Source organism: Salinispora fenicalii (genome assembly GCF_000514815.1).
GTDB classification, from domain to species: Bacteria; Actinomycetota; Actinomycetes; order Mycobacteriales; family Micromonosporaceae; genus Micromonospora; species Micromonospora fenicalii.
Genome location: NZ_KI911474.1, coordinates 121538 through 137887 on the forward strand (window position 1 = coordinate 121538; position 16350 = coordinate 137887).

14 protein-coding genes are annotated in these 16350 nt (G+C 70.3%); 9 read left to right on the top strand and 5 right to left on the bottom strand.

The window, feature by feature from the left end; translation table 11 throughout:
- Nucleotides 1–6: 6 nt before the first annotated feature.
- From B116_RS0123735 to B116_RS0123745, 3 genes are all read right to left on the bottom strand, one after another.
- The gene (locus B116_RS0123735; protein WP_026321794.1) at nucleotides 7–1155 is read right to left on the bottom strand and encodes a magnesium and cobalt transport protein CorA; all 1149 of its coding nucleotides are present in this window, start codon (nucleotides 1153–1155) and stop codon (nucleotides 7–9) included.
- A gap of 154 nt (nucleotides 1156–1309) precedes the next feature.
- The gene (locus tag B116_RS0123740) at nucleotides 1310–2404 is read right to left on the bottom strand and encodes an aminotransferase-like domain-containing protein (RefSeq protein WP_018722668.1); all 1095 of its coding nucleotides are present in this window, start codon (nucleotides 2402–2404) and stop codon (nucleotides 1310–1312) included.
- A gap of 85 nt (nucleotides 2405–2489) precedes the next feature.
- Nucleotides 2490–2879 (bottom strand): CBS domain-containing protein, encoded by a 390-nt coding sequence (locus B116_RS0123745; protein ID WP_018722667.1) that lies wholly within the window; start codon nucleotides 2877–2879, stop codon nucleotides 2490–2492.
- Nucleotides 2880–3135: 256 nt separating this feature from the next.
- On the opposite strand from B116_RS0123745, the gene B116_RS0123755 reads away from it, so the two are divergent.
- Genes B116_RS0123755 through B116_RS0123765 form a run of 3 tightly spaced genes read left to right on the top strand, consistent with a single transcriptional unit; the run spans nucleotide 3136 to nucleotide 5622 of the window.
- Nucleotides 3136–3867, top strand: coding sequence for a phosphocholine cytidylyltransferase family protein (locus tag B116_RS0123755; protein WP_027661535.1), 732 nt, complete (start codon nucleotides 3136–3138; stop codon nucleotides 3865–3867).
- Nucleotides 3855–4922, top strand: a complete 1068-nt coding sequence (locus tag B116_RS0123760) for an iron-containing alcohol dehydrogenase family protein (protein WP_018722665.1) — start codon at nucleotides 3855–3857, stop codon at nucleotides 4920–4922. The genes B116_RS0123755 and B116_RS0123760 overlap by 13 nt, the downstream gene beginning before the upstream one ends.
- Nucleotides 4906–5622 carry a CDP-alcohol phosphatidyltransferase family protein gene (locus B116_RS0123765; protein ID WP_027661536.1) on the top strand — a complete coding sequence of 239 codons (717 nt, stop codon included), beginning with the start codon at nucleotides 4906–4908 and terminating at the stop codon, nucleotides 5620–5622. The genes B116_RS0123760 and B116_RS0123765 overlap by 17 nt, the downstream gene beginning before the upstream one ends.
- Here B116_RS0123765 and B116_RS0123770 read toward each other — a convergent pair.
- Entirely contained in the window at nucleotides 5614–6804 is a 1191-nt protein-coding gene (locus B116_RS0123770) for a glycosyltransferase family 4 protein (protein ID WP_027661537.1), read from the bottom strand. The two genes, B116_RS0123765 and B116_RS0123770, sit on opposite strands and share 9 nt — an antisense overlap.
- A 24-nt stretch (nucleotides 6805–6828) precedes the next feature.
- On the opposite strand from B116_RS0123770, the gene B116_RS0123775 reads away from it, so the two are divergent.
- The 5 genes from B116_RS0123775 (at nucleotide 6829) to B116_RS0123795 (ending at nucleotide 12558) form a co-directional block, all read left to right on the top strand.
- Complete coding sequence (locus B116_RS0123775; RefSeq protein ID WP_033667830.1) at nucleotides 6829–7689, top strand: Fpg/Nei family DNA glycosylase; 861 nt, start codon at nucleotides 6829–6831, stop codon at nucleotides 7687–7689.
- A gap of 266 nt (nucleotides 7690–7955) precedes the next feature.
- On the top strand, nucleotides 7956–9518 hold the full coding sequence (locus B116_RS0123780) for a sugar transferase (protein ID WP_018722661.1): 1563 nt from the start codon (nucleotides 7956–7958) through the stop codon (nucleotides 9516–9518).
- Nucleotides 9519–9522: 4 nt separating this feature from the next.
- Nucleotides 9523–10494: an NAD-dependent epimerase/dehydratase family protein gene (locus tag B116_RS0123785; protein WP_027661539.1), complete on the top strand. Its 972-nt coding sequence runs from the start codon at nucleotides 9523–9525 to the stop codon at nucleotides 10492–10494.
- 91 nt (nucleotides 10495–10585) lie between these two features.
- A complete protein-coding gene (locus B116_RS0123790; RefSeq protein ID WP_027661540.1) occupies nucleotides 10586–11809 on the top strand; it encodes a sensor histidine kinase in 1224 nt (407 codons plus the stop codon).
- Complete coding sequence (locus tag B116_RS0123795) at nucleotides 11806–12558, top strand: LytR/AlgR family response regulator transcription factor (RefSeq protein WP_027661541.1); 753 nt, start codon at nucleotides 11806–11808, stop codon at nucleotides 12556–12558. The genes B116_RS0123790 and B116_RS0123795 overlap by 4 nt, the downstream gene beginning before the upstream one ends.
- A gap of 70 nt (nucleotides 12559–12628) precedes the next feature.
- Here the strand turns inward: B116_RS0123795 and B116_RS0123800 are convergent, their stop codons facing one another.
- On the bottom strand, nucleotides 12629–13336 hold the full coding sequence (locus B116_RS0123800; RefSeq protein ID WP_027661542.1) for a DUF4386 domain-containing protein: 708 nt from the start codon (nucleotides 13334–13336) through the stop codon (nucleotides 12629–12631).
- A gap of 185 nt (nucleotides 13337–13521) precedes the next feature.
- Between B116_RS0123800 and B116_RS0123805 the strand changes: the two genes are divergently transcribed.
- On the top strand, nucleotides 13522–16347 hold the full coding sequence (locus tag B116_RS0123805; protein WP_027661543.1) for an ATP-binding protein: 2826 nt from the start codon (nucleotides 13522–13524) through the stop codon (nucleotides 16345–16347).
- Nucleotides 16348–16350 lie beyond the last annotated feature (3 nt).

Here is a 16350-nt window from a genome sequence, read left to right on the forward strand (position 1 = left end):
CCCAGTTCAGAGCCAGCCGTGCCGGCGGAACCAGCGGTACAGCGCCAGGCTGACCCCAAGCATCAGGGCCAGCACCGTGGGGTAGCCATAGGTCCACCCCAACTCCGGCATGAACTCGAAGTTCATGCCATAGATGCCGGCGATGGCGGTCCAGACCGCCGCGATGGCCGCCCAGGCCGCGATCTTGCGCATATCGTTGTTCTGGTCAACGGTGACCTGGGCCAGTCGCGTCTGGAGGATGGAGTTGAGCAGGTCGTCGTAGGAGTTGACCTGCTCGACGGTACGGCTGAGGTGGTCCTGCACGTCCCCGAAGTACCGACGGATCTCCGTCGGCACCTCACGGTTACGCTCAGCGGTGATCCGCAGGAGCGGACGCTGAAGCGGCATCACCGCCCGCTTGAACTCGACCAGCTCCCGCTTCACCTGGTAGATCCGCTGAATCCGATCGCCGCCCTGCCGGCGGTCGAAGACATCAGCCTCGAGCGTGTCCAGGTCGTCCTCCAGCCGGTCGGCGACCTCCAGGTAGTGGTCAACCACCCGGTCCGTCACCGCGTACGCCACCGCCCACGGGCCATGCGGCAGCAGCTCTCCCTTCGCCTCCAGCTCGGCCCGCACCGGCGCCAGCCGGCAGGCGTCCCCGTGCCGGACACTGACCAGAAAATTCGGGCCGATGAAGAGCAGCACCTGGCCGGTCTCGACGACCTCGGAGTGCTCGGTCAACTCGGCCTGCTCGCGGTAGTGGGCGGTCCGTAGCACCAGGAAGCTCACCGCACCGAACTGCTCCAGCTTGGGCCGTTGCTGGGCTTTAACCGCATCCTCGACGGCCAGTTCGTGCAGGCCGTAGGCGACCGCGATCTCGGTCATCTGGGCCAGGTCGGGCTCGTGCAGGCCGAGCCAGACGAAGCCGTCACCCGCCCGACGAGCTGCCGCCAACGCCTCGGTGTGGTGCCAGTGGCCGGCTTGGCGCTCCCCGTCCAGGTAGAGCGCGCAGTCAACGACCGCATCGTGGGGCACGGCCGGCGCCGATGGCCCGGCGGTGCCCTCGGAGCTGAGCCGGCGGGTCATCGCCCGCACTGGGGCCGCCCAATCGCGCGGCCGAATCACCCGACCACCCGCCCGGGTGCCCCTGGGTTCGCGCCACGACCGGTCCGCCATCACGCCCTCCCCGCTCGCCGACGCGTTGCAGCGTACGCCGGCAACCGGGTCGACCCCGATGCCGCCGGGTCCGGGGCGAACGCCGGGCCGGCCGCCTCAGCCAGCCCGCGCCGGGCCGGTCACGTCGAGCCAGCCCGGCGGTCGGTGGCGGAGGTCAGCCCCGTACGGCCGCCACCGCCGCCGCGAGTCGACGCGCACCCTCGTCCATCTGGTCCGCGGTCACCGCCGAGTACGCCAGCCGCAGCGCGTGCTGCCCACCCTCGACCACGAAGTCACTGCCCTTCACGACGGCGACCCCGCGCTCCGCCGCAGCCGGAGCCAGCCGGTCCACCTCGACGTCCTCCGGCAACTCCACCCAGAGGAAGTAGCCGCCATCCGGCTCGACGAACTGGGCCTGCGGGAGGTGCCGCCGCAACGCCTCCGCCAGCGCCTGGGCCCGCTCGCCGAGGGCCCGACGCACGGTCGCGATCGAGCGGTCGATGTCCCCGGAGACGCAGAACTGGTGCACGATCGCCTCGGAGACCATGCCCGGCGAGATGTAGAGGCTGGTCGCCTTCTTCGCGATGTCGGCGATCAGGTCCGCCGGCCCGACCAGGTATCCGACCCGCACGCCGGGGCAGACCGTCTTGGTGAAGCTGGAGGCGTGCACCACCCGGTTGTGGGTGTCCAACGAGAGCATCGAGGGCAGCGCCTCGCCCCGGAACCGGACGTCGGCGTACGGGTCATCCTCAAAGATCGTGAACTCGAACTCAACGGCGAGGTCGAGTAGCTCCCGCCGCTTGTCGAGGCTCAGCGTCACCCCGGCCGGGTTCTGGTAGTTCGGGATGACGTGCGCCAGCCGTGGACGCACCCCGGACTCCAGCAGCTTGCGCAGCTCCGTGGTGTCCAGACCGTCCGGCTGGATGGTGATCCCGTGCAGCTCACTGCCCATCCGCCGCAGGTTCAGCAGGGTCCGGTCGTAGGTCGGGCGCTCCACCACCACCGCATCGCCGGGTCGGACCAGATGGTCGAAGAGAAACGCGTCGGCCTGCAACGAACCGTTGGTCACTAGGACCTGGTCCGCCCCGACGCCGTGCTTCTGCGCGATCCACTCACGCAACGGAAGGTAACCAGCGGAGGGACCGTACGCCGTCACACCGGTGGGATCGGCGTCGAACGCGCGGACGGCGGCGGCCTTCAGCCCCTCGACATCGACGATGTCCAACGAGGGAGCGCCACGGGCGAAGGAGATCAACTGCTCGGCGGTCATGGCTGTTCAGCGTACGGAAGGCGACGGAGGATGCGCCGACGGCACGGCGAGTGCCGTGGCGGAGCCACCGGATGGGTGACCGACGTCACCCGGGGACGACCCGTTCGGTCGCCCAGACCCGGACGACGTCCCGGAGCGAGATCACCCCGGCTACCTCCCGCTCGTCGAGCACCACCAGGTGCCGGAACCCGCCCCGGGCCATCGCGATCGCCGCTTCCTCGACCGTCCACTCCGGCCCCGCGTACACCACGTCCCAGGTCAGGTGGGCTCCGGTCCGCTCACTGTCACAGTCCAGCCCGCGCCCGATCGCGTTGAGCAGGTCCCGCTCGGTCATGATCCCGACCCCTTCGGAATCCGGATCGATCACGACCGCCGACCCGATGCCCCGCTCCGACATCATGCGCGCCGCCTGCCGGAGCGTGTGCTCCGGGCCGACCACCAAAACCTGGCTGGACATCACTTCCCGAACCTGCATCACACATCAACCCCTGCGGAATGGTGGCACTCGGTAAAAACATGGTGCACCCAGTGTGTTACCGGGACAAGGCTGCCGCATGCGATCCGACCAGCCCGTTCGGTCGAGCGGCGTGGAAGACCACCGCAACACCATCGGCGGCCGCCAGCAGCCCCGCGCCACTACCCACTAGCCGACCCGGTTGCCCCCAGGAGCGCCAATCAACGGCGCTATCCTTCCTCCGGTGACAGCCGAACGAACGCAAAAAGATGCCGGAATGGTCGGGATGGTGCTAGCAGCTGGCGCCGGACGCCGCCTACGCCCACACACCGACACGCTGCCGAAGGCACTGGTCCCGGTTGATGGCGCGACCACCATCCTTGACATCGCGCTGCGCAACCTGGCCGAAGTCGGACTCACCGAGATCGTCGTCGTGGTCGGCTACGCCGCCGACGCGGTTCGGGAACGCAAGGCGGACCTGGAACAGAAGTACGGCGTCACGCTCACCCTGGTGCCCAACGACCGGGCCGAGGAGTGGAACAACGCGTACTCGCTCTGGCTGGCCCGCAGCTGGTTTGCCCGCGGGGTGCTGCTGGTCAACGGGGACACCGTCCATCCGGTGAGCGTGGAGAAGACCCTGCTCGCCGAGCGCGGACCGGGGATCCTACTGGCGATCGACACGATCAAGTCGCTGGCCGAGGAGGAGATGAAGACCACCTTCGACGCCGACGGCCAGCTCACCCGGATCACCAAGCTGATGGACCCGCACGAGGCCCGCGGGGAGTACATCGGTGCGACGCTGATCGAACCGCGCGTCGCCGAGGCGCTCGCCGACGCGCTGGAAGCGACCTGGCGACACGACCCGAACCGCTACTACGAGGACGGGTACCAGGAGTTCGCCAACCGAGGTGGCGAAGTACGTGGGGCGCCGATCGGCGATGTCGCCTGGGTCGAGGTCGACAACCACGACGACCTTGCGCGGGCTCGGGAGATCGCGTGCCGCTACTAGCCCGTACCGTCGCCACGCCGCTAGCCATCGAGGTCCGCCGGGGCGCGGTCGCCAACCTCGGCGAACTCCTCGCCGACCGGCGGATCTCCGCCGGCGGCGACGTGGCCGTGGTGGTAGGGCCCGGGCAGGGAGAGAAGATCGTCGAGCTGTGCCGGCCAACGCTGGGCTCAGCCGACGTCTTCACCGTTACCGGCGGCAGTATTGATGCCGCCAACGAGTTGGGCGACCGGCTCCGCCGCCGGCACTATGACGCGGTGGTCGGGATCGGCGGTGGCCGGACGATCGACACCGCGAAGTACGCCGCCGCCCGCTACGGGATCCCGATGGTCACGGTCGCCACCAGCCTCGCCAACGACGGCATCGCCTCCCCCGTGGCGTCGCTGACCCACGACGGCGGCAAAGGCTCGTACGGGGTACACATCCCGATCGCCGTCCTGGTCGACCTCGACTTCGTCGAGCACGGCCCGGACCGGCAGACCCAGGCCGGGATCGGTGACGCGGTGAGCAACCTCAACGCCTGCGCCGACTGGGAGCTCGCCCACGAGCTGCGCGGCGAGCCGATCGACGGACTCGCCGTGACGCTGGCCCGGACCGGCGCCGAGGCGCTGCTGAACCACCCCGGCAAAATCACCGACGACGCCTTCCTCACCACGCTGGCGGAGGCGTTGATCCTCGGCGGCATCGCCATGTCGATCTCCGGTTCGAGCCGACCGGCCAGCGGCGGCGACCACGAGATCTCGCACGCCATCGACCACCTCTGGCCCGGCACCAGCGCCCACGGCGAGCAGGTCGGGCTCGGGGCCCTCTTCTGCACCTGGCTGCACGGCGACCGGGAACGGTTCGGCCAGCTCGCCCGCTGCCTGCACCGGCACGGCCTGGCCACCAGCCCGGCCGACCTGGGCCTCACCAACGAGCAGTTCGTTGAGGCGGTGCACTTCGCGCCTCGGACCCGGCCGGACCGCTACACGATCCTCGAACACCTCGCCCTGTCCACCGACGAACTCCGGGCCCAGCTGGGAGGCTGTCTTGACGCCCTCGGTGAGCACCTTGACTAAACCGTCCCAACCGACCCTGGCCGACTTCTACCAGACCAACCGGGGCGGCGGACTGTTCAGCGAGTCGGTCAGCCAGTGGATCGGGGCCGCCTTGGCCAGCGGCGCGCACCGGCTCGGGCTGCGGCCCACTGCGCTGAGCATCACCAACCTGGTACTCGGCCTGATCACCTCGGTGACCGTGGTGACGCTGGCCGAGCCGGTTGCCGCGGGCCGCGTACCGGCCTGGTTGGTCGGGCTGGTGGCGCTGGGCGGCTGGCAGGCGGCGTACGCGCTGGACTGCGCGGACGGGCAGCTCGCCCGAGTCACCGGTCAGGGCAGCCCAGCCGGGGCACGGGTGGATGTGCTCTGCGACGTGGCGGCCCAGGTCGCCCTGGTCGCCGCGCTCAGCGCGACCGCGGTCGCGCAGTCACCGTCGACTCCCGCCTGGCTGATCGCGGCCTTCGCCGGCACCTGGATGGTGAACCTGGTTACCTCGGTGATGCAGAGCGGGCCGAACGCGACCAGCATGGTCACCTCGACCTCGCTGCCGGTACGGCTGGTGAAGCTGATCCGCGACTACGGCGCGGTGATCTTCGTTGCCGCGCTGGTGCTCCTCTTCGCGCCCGGCCTGGCCAGCTGGCTGGTCGTCGCCTTCACCGTGATCAACGGCGGTTTCCTACTCGCCAGCATCGCCTTCGCTGCTCGGGCCGCACTACGCTGACCGGCCAGAGTCAGCCGTACGGGCGGTTTCGGCGTAGATGTCGAGTAGCCGCCGGGTGACCACGTCCGGGTGGAAGGTGCGCTCGTAGCGGGCCCGAGCGGCCGGTGCCCGGCGGGCGGCGTCGGCGGCCGCCGCTGGCAGCGCGTCGGCCAACTCGGTCGGGTTCGGCGGCACCACCCAGCCGGCGGGTTCCGCGGTGTCGGCGCCGACCAGGAACGGGATACCACCGAGGGCGGTGCCGAGCACCGGCCGCCCGGCGGCCAGCGCCTCGATGATCACCGTCGGCAGCACGTCGTGCCAGGTGCTGGTGGCCAGCACCACGGCGCTCGCCACCAGGGCGGCGTGCACCCCGTCCCGGTCTAGCGGACCGAGGAAGGTCACATCTGCCCGCTGGGCCGCCGCTTCCTCCACCAAGGGTCGCAGTTCACCGTCACCGGCGACGCGGAGCGGGCCGAGCGCACCGTCCGGGTGCCGACGCCAGGCCTCCAGCAGCAGGTCCAGCCCCTTCTCCGGGCTGAGCCGGCCGAGGAAGAGGAAGCCGGTGCCCAACGGCGCCGGGGCACCCGGGTCGGGGATCGCGTTCGGCTTCACCACGATCCGTTGCTCCGGGATGCCGTAGTCCCGAAGGTGCTCCGCGATCGAGGTGGTCAGCGCGATGAACCGGTCCACCGAACGCCAGGTGCCCCGGTGCACGGCGAGCGTCGTCGCCATCAACGCGCTCTGCGCCCGCGACCCCCGATAGCAGCGGTGCACGATCGCCGGTACGCCCAGTACCCGCCCTCGGCAGTCCTGGCAGATCGCCCCGTCCCGGAAGTACAGCCCGGACGAGCAGACCTGCCGGTAGTTGTGCACGGTCTGCACCACCGGTACGCCGTACCGGTGCGCGGTCCGCACCACCCAGGGCGAGAGCAGGGGGTACGGGTTGTGCAGGTGCAGCACGTCCGGCCGGTGCTCGTCGAGCAGGCGGCCCAGCTCCCGCTGGGCTCGCGGGGCGTAGATCGGGGAGATCGGTAGCAGCGCCTTCTCGGGCCCGGACATCGACGCGATCTCGTCGGAGCTACGCAGGAACGGCAGCACCTCGACCCCGGCCGCGGTCAGCTGGGCGATCTCCGCGTCGACGATGGTGTTCTCGCCGGACGGCTGAGCCTCCCGGTACCGGTTGTGCGCCACCACGACTTTCATGGAATTGGAGGCTACCGTTGGCGGGTGCCCGAACTACCAGAGGTGGAGGCGCTCGCCGACTACCTGCGCCAACGCGCCGTCGGCCGACAGGTTGACCGGCTGGAGATCTCCGCGATCAACGCCTTGAAAACGTACGACCCGGCGGTCACGGCCGCGGCCGGCCAGCCGGTCACCGACGCCCAGCGCCACGGCAAGTTCCTTGACCTGGTGCTCGGCGCTGACCTGCACCTGGTCGTTCACCTGGCCCGCGCCGGCTGGCTGCACTTCCGGGAGGAGTTCTCGTCCCGCGCCCCGCTGCGCCCCGGCAAGGGCCCGGTGGCGCTGCGGGCCCGTCTCGACGACGGGTCCGGGTTCGACCTGACCGAGGCCGGCACCCAGAAGAGCCTCGCCGTCTATCTAGTGACCGATCCGACGGCGGTGCCCGGGGTGGCCCGGCTTGGTCCGGACGCGCTCGCCGTGGACCCGGCTACCTTCGCCGAGCGGCTCCGCAGCCGTAAGGGCCAGGTCAAGGGGGTACTCACCGACCAGACGGTGCTCGCCGGGGTGGGTAACGCGTACTCCGATGAGATCCTGCACACGGCGCGGCTGTCGCCGTTCGCGCTGACCACCCGGCTGACCGACGACCAGCTCGCCACCCTGCACGCGGCGACCCGGGACGTGCTCGGTGACGCGGTGTCCCGGTCGGTGGGGCAGCGGGCCGCCGAGCTCAAGGGCGAGAAGCGCTCTGGTCTGCGGGTTCACGCCCGCGCCGGGTTGCCCTGCCCAGTCTGCGGCGACACCGTACGGGAAGTCTCGTTCGCTGACTCCAGCCTCCAGTACTGCCCGGGTTGCCAGACCGGGGGGAAGCCACTCGCAGACCGACGGCTGTCGCGAATTGTACGGTGAGTGAGGATGCTCACGGCAAACCGTGAATATTCCGCCCGCGTGCGACGAACGTCGGGATTGGGGTTCTACTCGAACGGCCATCCATCGGTATAGTGGCCCGGTCCCGGCTTCTGTAAAGGTCCGGAGCCGGCCAGCTGCCAACCGACACAGCCCTGATGCGAGGTCCTGCCGGTCCACGCTCGGGTCCGGGTGACGCGTGGGAGACTGAAGCGGTGGGCGACACGGGCCCTCACTCCGAGTGAGCAGTCCGCGTCCTGCGGGAGGACATGGATGAGGTGACGACAAGCCTCCAGCGCCCGGTAACCAACGGAGGCCGGAGCAAAACCGTGCGGCACGTCGACAGCTTCGAGATCCAGCCGCCGACACCGCCGTCCCACAACGGCGTGCCTCGGTCGGCCTGGGCCCGTAGCCACCGCCGGGTATCCCGCTGGCACCGCCCCTATACCGCGATCCTGGTTCTGCTGGACTTCGCCGCCGCCGCCTTCGCGAGCTTCACCGCTATTCGCGCCTTCGACCAGTCGCGGGCCGGGTTCTACGACGACCCGACCTGGTTCTACACCGTGGCCTGCGCGCTGCTGCCGCTCGGCTGGGTGGCGATCCTCTGGTTCAACGGCTCCTACGATCGGCGTTACCTGGGCCTCGGCCCGGATGAGTTCAAGCGGGTGCTCCGCGCCGGTGTGGCGGTCTGCGCGACAGTCTCCTTCCTAGCGTTCGCCACCAAGACCGATCTGTCCCGATATTCGGTCGGCACCGCGCTACTTCTCGCCCTGCTGCTGATCCTGCTGGTCCGGATCCTGTCCCGATTCGTGCTGCATGCGCTCCGGCGCAACGCTGGCCGGGGCGCGCACCGGATGGTCCTGGTGGGCACCTTGCCCGAGTGCCTGGAGGTCCACCGCCAGGTCACCCGTACCCCCGCCGCCGGCCTGGTGCCGGTCGCCATCCACCTCACCGACGGCTACGCGGCTGCCCGGGGGGTGGAAACCCCGGTCCCGGTCTACGCCGGGCGGGACCTCCTCGCCCTGGTTCGCGAGGTCGGCGGCGACACGATCGCGGTCTGCGGGTCGGCCAGCGCCGAGCCCGGCGAGCTGCGCCGCATGGCCTGGCAACTCGAAGGTTCCGGGGTCGACCTGGCGGTGGTCCCGCAGTTGACCGACATCGCCGGGCCCCGGGTGCACATCCGGCCGATCGAGGGCCTGCCGCTGCTGCACGTGGAAGAGCCGACCCTCTCCGGTCCGGCACTGCTGGCGAAGAACATGCTCGACCGGATGGCCGCCGGCCTCGGCCTGTTGGTCCTGCTACCGGTCTTCCTCGCGATCGCGGTCGCGATCCGGATCTCCGACCCGGGCCCGGTCTTCTTCCGGCAGCCCCGGGTGGGCCACGAGGGGCGGACCTTCCGGGTCTGGAAGTTCCGCACCATGTACGTGGATGCCGAGGAGCGGCTGGCCAGCCTGGTGGACCAGAACGAGACCGACGGCATGCTGTTCAAGATGAAGCGGGACCCGAGGGTCTTCCCGGTGGGCCGCTTTCTGCGCGCCTCGTCCCTTGACGAACTGCCCCAGCTCATCAACGTGCTGAAGGGTGAGATGTCGTTGGTCGGGCCCCGCCCGCTGCCCGCCGACGACGGTGACTTCCTCGGCGACGTACGCCGCCGGCTGCTGGTCAAACCGGGCATCACCGGCCTCTGGCAGGTCTCCGGCCGCTCCGACCTCTCCTGGGATGAGGCGGTCCGCCTCGACCTCTACTACGTCGACAACTGGTCCCTGACGTACGACCTGAGCATCCTCTGGCGCACAGTCGGAGTGGTACTCGCACGGAAGGGTGCGTACTAGCCCGATGGAGCAGGTACTTGTCACCGGAGCCACCGGCACCGTGGGGAGCCTTCTGGTTCGGGACCTCGCCGACCGCGGCGTGCGGGTGCGGGCGCTGGTTCGTTCGCCAGAACGGGCGGCGGCAGCGCTACCCCAGGGTGTGGAGACGTTCCGGGGGGATGTCACCGACTCGGGGTCGGTCCGCTCCGCGGTAGGTGGGTGTGACACCGTCTTTCACGCTGCCGGGCTACCTGAGCAGTGGTTGGCCAATCCTGACCTCTTCGAGCAGGTCAACGTCGACGGCACTCGGCACCTGGTGGAGGCGGCTCTTGCCGAGGAGGTGGCGACGTTCGTCTACACCAGCACCATCGATGTCTTCGACCAGGTCCCGGGCCGACCTTTCGACGAGTCAAAGATCGCAGAACGTCCGCTCGGCACGGCGTACGAGCGTTCCAAGCAGCGCGCCGACGTTCTCGTGACCGAGGCGGTCCAGCGGGGCCTGCCAGCTCGGTTCCTTCATCCATCCGGGGTTTACGGGCCCGGTCCGGCAACCGCGACCGCGCTGAACCTGGTGCTGCTCAGGCTGGCCCGTAACCAGGTTCCCGTACTGCCCCCGGGCGGCATGCCCGTCGTCTTCACCGAAGACGTCTCGCGGGGACACCTCCTCGCCGCCGAGGCACCGATCGGCAGCCGGTTCATCCTCTCCGACCGCTACCTGACCATGACCGCCATCGCCGAGCTGGTCCACACGCTGGTGCCGACGGCCAAGGTCCCCCGCACCTTGCCACCGGCCCTCGCGACGACCCTGGCCACCTCCGGTGAGTTCGTCGCCCGCCTGACCCGCCGGCCGCCCCTGCTCGCCGCGGGCGAGCTGCACTTCCTCCGCTCTCACCCACTACCCGACGCCTCCCGGGCCCGCAGTCAACTGGGCTGGCACACCACCGAGGTACCGGAGGGTTTTGCCCGCGCCCTGCGGCACTTCGGCGCACTGCCCTAGCCAGCAGCCGGCAGCACGGCCTTCACCCGGTGCACCTAGCCCGGCTCCACCCCCTTGGCAGCAGCGGTCGGCAGCGGCCAGGATGCACTCCGTGAGTGGCAGCTTCTCCGCCGTCGTCGGCGTCGTCGCTCTGGCGACCGCGCTGGCGGCGGCCCTCGTCGCGGTGCTGCGCCCCCGCGGCCACCGCACCATCGCCACCGCCACGCAGCGGGCCACCTACGAGGTGCTGCACACCGCCGGACTCGCCGCCGAGCCACTGCGCGCCGGGCTGACCGCCACGAACGCGGCCAAGGCCGCGCGCCACCTCCGCGCCCTGATCGGGGCGGCCGGGCTGGCGCTCACCGACACCGCGGCGCTACTCGCCCTCGACGGGCGCGGCGCGCACCACCGGACCCAGCTCGTCGCGGCAGCCCGCCGGGTCGTGGCGGCCGGTCGATCAACCGTGCTCGGGGAGGCGGAGCTGCCCTGTGACCGGGTGGACTGCCCGGTCCGGGGCGCCGTCGTCGCACCGTTGACCGGCGTGGACCGGAGGGTAGTCGGCGCACTACTGGCCATCACGGACGCGGCGCCCGCACCCGGCCTGGTGCAAGCGACGCTGGAGACCGCGCACTGGGCCGGTAGCCAACTCGCCCTCGCCGAGCTGGACTCTTCCCGAGAGCGCCTGGCCCGCGCCGAGGTCCGCGCGCTGCGGGCACAGATCAGCCCCCATTTCATCTACAACGCGCTGACAGCGATCGGATCCTTCGTCCGCACCGACCCCGACCGAGCCCGGGAGTTGATCCTCGAGTTCGCCGAGTTCACCCGCTACTCGTTTCGGGCGCACGGCGAGTTCACCACCCTCGCCGAAGAGCTTCGATCGATCGATCGCTACCTGACCATCGAACGGGCCCGGTTCGGTGATCGGCTCCAGGTGCGACTCCAGGTCGCACCTGAGGTGCTTCCGGTGACCCTGCCCTTCCTCTGCCTGCAACCACTGGTCGAGAACGCAGTCCGACACGGGTTGTCCGGCAAGCCCGGTACCGGCATGGTGAGCATCGAGGCCCAAGACACGGGCACCGAATGCCACATCACGGTGGAGGACGACGGGGTGGGGATGGATCCGGCCACGCTGACCGCCGGCATCGCCGAACTGGCCGCCGGGAGCGACCCGGTGGGGGCGCCGGGCGGGCATGTGGGTCTGGCCAATGTTGACGAACGACTTCGAGCGGCCTTCGGCGACGAATTCGGCCTGGTGGTGGAGACCGGCCTCGGCTCGGGTACGCGGGTAAGCATGCGGGTGCCGAAGTTCCATCCCGGCGTACGGGCGAGCTCGTGACCGGGCTCCTCCGGGTCCTGGCGGTTGACGACGAGCCACCAGCCCTCGACGAATTGGCGTACCACCTACGGGTCGACCCGCGAGTCGCCCGGCTACACACCGCCGGTGACGCCACCGAGGCGTTGCGGGTGCTCCGCGACGGCGACGTGGACGTGGTCTTCCTCGACATCCGGATGCCGGGGCTGGACGGTATGGAGCTGGCCCGGGTGCTACGCCGCTTCGCCCGGCCGCCGGCCATCGTCTTCGTCACCGCCTACGACGACGGCGCGGCGGACGCGTTCGACCTGGGCGCGACGGACTACGTCCGCAAACCGGTCCGGGCGCAACGGTTGGCCGAGTCGCTGCGCCGGGTGATCGGATCGCGGTGGGTGCCCCCGCAGCCGGCGGCGCCGGCACAGGAAGAGGACCCGACGATCCCGATCGAGCTGGCCGGGACGACCCGGATGCTGCCCCGGTCGGCGGTGCGCTGGGTGGAGGCCCAGGGTGACTACGTGCGACTGCACACCGCCGACGGTTCCCACCTGGTCCGGGTCTCCTTGGCGACCCTCGCCGAGCGGTGGGCTAACGCGGGCTTCGTCCGAATCCACCGCTCCTACCTGGTCCAGTTGCGGCTCATCGCCGAGCTGCGGCTGGTGAACTCCGGGTACGTGGTGGTGGTCGACGCGACCGAACTGCCGGTCAGTCGGCGGCACACCCGCGAGCTGAAGGAGAAGCTGATCCGAGCGGCCAAGCAGGACTGGGCCCGCTGACCCAGCTCGTACGGCAGCCACCGGTTGAGATGGCGCTGGTGGGGCGCCTGGTCCGAGTTGATCTGCTTCGTCATGCCGTCCTCACTTCGTCGCTCTGCTTCGTACCGGCGAAGGGGGAGCGGACGGGGTCCGTGGACCGGATGCCCTTGAGGAGGAGCCAGCCACCGGCGACGACTTCGAAGGTGAGCATCGGCAGCCACAGGAGTATGCCGGCGCCCTCGGTGGTGACGGCGCCGGCGGCGCTTTGCACGGGGACGCTGACGGCGAGCAGCAGCGACGCGAACAGGCCGAGGATGGCCAGCGGTCGGGGGATCGCGCGGGACCGCAGTAGTAGGTAGGCGAACACGGCACTGCCGACGGCGAAGAAGCAGGCGCCGACGTTCGTGCTCCACACAGCGATGTCGGCCGCCGCCGCGCCCAGTTCCCGGGCGCTGTCCGTTTGTTGCCGGCTGAGTGACAGCAGCAGCATGGCACCGAGGATCTGTACCGCGTAGAGTCCCGACTCCACCGCCCGGCAGGCCAGGGCGAAGGCGGCCAGAGACGGGTCCTGTCGCCGGGTGATGGCGTGCAGCATGGCGGCCAGACCCAGCGTGGCGATACCGGCGACGACCAGCAGCACGATGCTGAGCTGCAGCCCGGACGGGTGGGTGGCGATGTCGTCGAGCCGTTCCGCGATTCCGCCGGCACTGCTGCCGGCAGCAGCCGGACTGGCCAGGACGGCCGCGATAACCAGTAGGAATAGGGCACCGGCGAGGCGCGCGGCGGACCGTTCGGACATAGTTCCTCCAGCAGTATCGTGGCAACCCCGGGTCGGGCTGCGGCGGTTCGAGCAGCGGGCAGCGACGTACCCACCGCGATCAAGGTGGACCGATCGTGACGGGCACGCGTTGAGTCGGCGTTGTGCGGACGTTGAGAAGATGTTGAGCTGCGGGTCGGGGCGGGCTATCGGACGCGGGAGTGGCTATGGCAGGGCCGGCGGTACGCATACGGTTGCTCGGCGGGGTCGAGGTGGTGGACGGGAACGGCGCCGCCATCGACATTGGGGCGGGTAAGTGCCGTGCGCTGCTGGCGGCCCTGGCGTTGCAACCCGGCGTGGCGGTTCCGGACTGGCGGCTGATCGATCTGCTGTGGGGCGAGCAACCGCCCCGGACTGCCGTCCGAACTCTGCAGTCGTACATCGCTCGGCTGCGGGGTGGTCTGGGCGCCACGAGGATTGTCCGCTCGGGTGCCGCGTACCGTCTCGATGTACCCGCCGATGCGGTCGATGTGATCCGGTTCGGCCGGCGGGTCGAGGCCGGTGACCTCGCCGGGGCGCTCGCCGAGTGGACCGGCGATCCGCTCGCCGGGGTGCCGGTGCCCGGCCTGGCTGCGGCCGTGGACGGCCTGGTCGAACGGTGGCTCGGCGCGGTCGAAGCCGACCTCGCCGCCCGGGTGGACGCTGACGCCGCAGCGACCGTGGGGCCGTTGACTGAGCTGAGTGCGCGGTATCCGTTCCGTGAAGGCATCTGGGCGCTGCTGATGACGGCGCTGTACCGGGTGGGCCGGCAGGCCGACGCGCTGGCCGCGTACCGCACTGCCCGTCAGCGGCTGATTGAGCACCTGGGTGTGGAGCCCGGGCCGCGCTTGCGCCACCTGGAGTTGGCGATTCTCGGCCAGGACCACCGCATTGGCGGCGAGCAGCGGCCTGAGCCGGTCGACCGGCTGCCCCGGCGCGCCGTGCGACTGATCGGCCGCGACGGTGACCTCGAGCTCATCGGCCGGGCGTTGGCCGAGAGTCCGGTGGTCACCCTGGTCGGGCCGGGTGGCATCGGCAAGACCGCGCTCGCCGTCGCGGCCGCCCAACGCGCCCGGTTCGAGCACGGCGCCTGGCTGGTCGACCTGACCAAGATCACGACCGACCAGGACGTCTCCCAAGCCGTGGCCGCGGCGGTACGCGTCGAGGAGGGCCCAGGCCGGTCGTTGAGTGAGTCCATTGTGCTGGCCCTGAGCTCGCTCCAGGCGCTGCTTGTGCTCGACAACTGCGAACACGTTGTGGACGGCGCGGCACGCCTGGCCCAGGCCATCGCCGACGGCTGCCCGCAGGTGCGGGTGCTGGCCACCGCCCGGGAACCGCTCGGCCTCGGCCACGGTCACGAACGGCTGGTCGCCGTACCACCGTTGCCGGCGGCCGGGGCGGGCGCCGATCTGTTCGTCGAACGCGCGAACGCGCTGACCGCCGCGTGCACAATGGGTGCCGCGCGGGAGGTGATCGAAGAAATCTGCCACTCCCTCGACGGGCTTCCTCTCGCCATCGAGCTGGCCGCCGCCCAAACCGTCAGTCACACCCCGCAGGAAATCCGCGAGCGTCTCGACGATCAGCTCGGTCTGCTGGTCGGCGGGCGGCGGACCGGGGCGGACCGGCACCGCACGATGCGCGCCACGGTCCAATGGTCCTACCGGCTGCTCACCGTGGCCGAACAGGACCTGCTGCAACGGCTGTCGGTGTTCACCGGCCCAGTCGACCGGGCCGCAGCCGCGGCCGTTGCCGCCGGCAGCGGCCTGGATGTCAACGACGTGCTGCACACCCTCGTACAGCGATCGATGGTTACCGCCGAACCCGGCCCGTTCGGCCAGCAGTTCAGGTTGCTGGAACCTGTCCGCCAGTTCGCGGCCGAACACCTCGCCGCAGGATCGGCGGCCGCACCCGCCCAGGCCGCGCACACCCGATACGTACGCGAACAGGTGACCTCGCTGCACGACCAGCTCACCGGACCCGCCGAAGTCCAGGCGGTCGCCCGGCTGGACGAGCTGTGGCCCAACCTGCGCCTCGCGGTTGACCGAGCCTTTGCCTGCGGCGACTACCGCCTCGCCCATGACCTGTTCCGGCCGATCTGCACCGAGGCCGCTCGGCGGCACCGGCACGAAATCGGGCAGTGGGCGCAACGCCTCCTCGAACAGGCACCGGTCGAGGACCGGCCGCGGGTCGTGGCCGGCCTGGTCGCCGCCGCACCCCGCTATCACGTCCGTCAGGACCCGGCCGGGTTCGACACCCTGGTCCGGCAGCACTGCGAACCGGACGACCCGGTAGCCCGGCATCTGCGGGCCAACGTCCACGACGACTACGCAACTCAGCTACACACGGCGCCACCGGCGCTGGCCGAACTGCGCCGGCTCGGCGCCGACGATCTCGCCGCGCAGGTCGAGGTCGACCTCGGCGCAGCGTTGGTCTTTCAGGGGCAGTACGCACGCGGAGAAGCCCAGCTCACCCAGCTCGTCGACCGGTTCCGCAGCCACGGCCCGCCGACCTTGTTGCACTGGACGCTGATGCTGCTCGGCTTCTCCGCCGCCTTCCAAGGTCAACGGGCCGTCGCCGACCAGTTGTTCGACCAGGCGATTGACGTGCCGCTGCCGGCACGCACCCACTCGCCGAACCAGTCCGTACGTGCCCAGGCGCTGTTCCAGCGCGGCGATCGCAGAGCCGCCTATCAGCTACTCCGTGCCCACGTCGAAGAACTGCTCGATGCCGACAACATGCACGCGGCCTGCGCTGTCTTGGTCAGCTTCGTCACGATGATGCCGACAGTGGCACGCTTCGCCGACGGCGCCCGGATCCTAGCCTTCCTCGACACCACCGGCATGCTCGACAACGTCGCCTGGGCGGCCATGGTCGCCGACGCCCGGGACAAACTCGCCGCCTTCGCCCCCTCACCGAAAGAATCCACGATCGTGAGTCAGCGACAAGCCCTCGCCATGATCGGCGACACGCTCGACGATCTTCTTATCGAACAGACCAGCCCCGCCAGATGCTAAGGG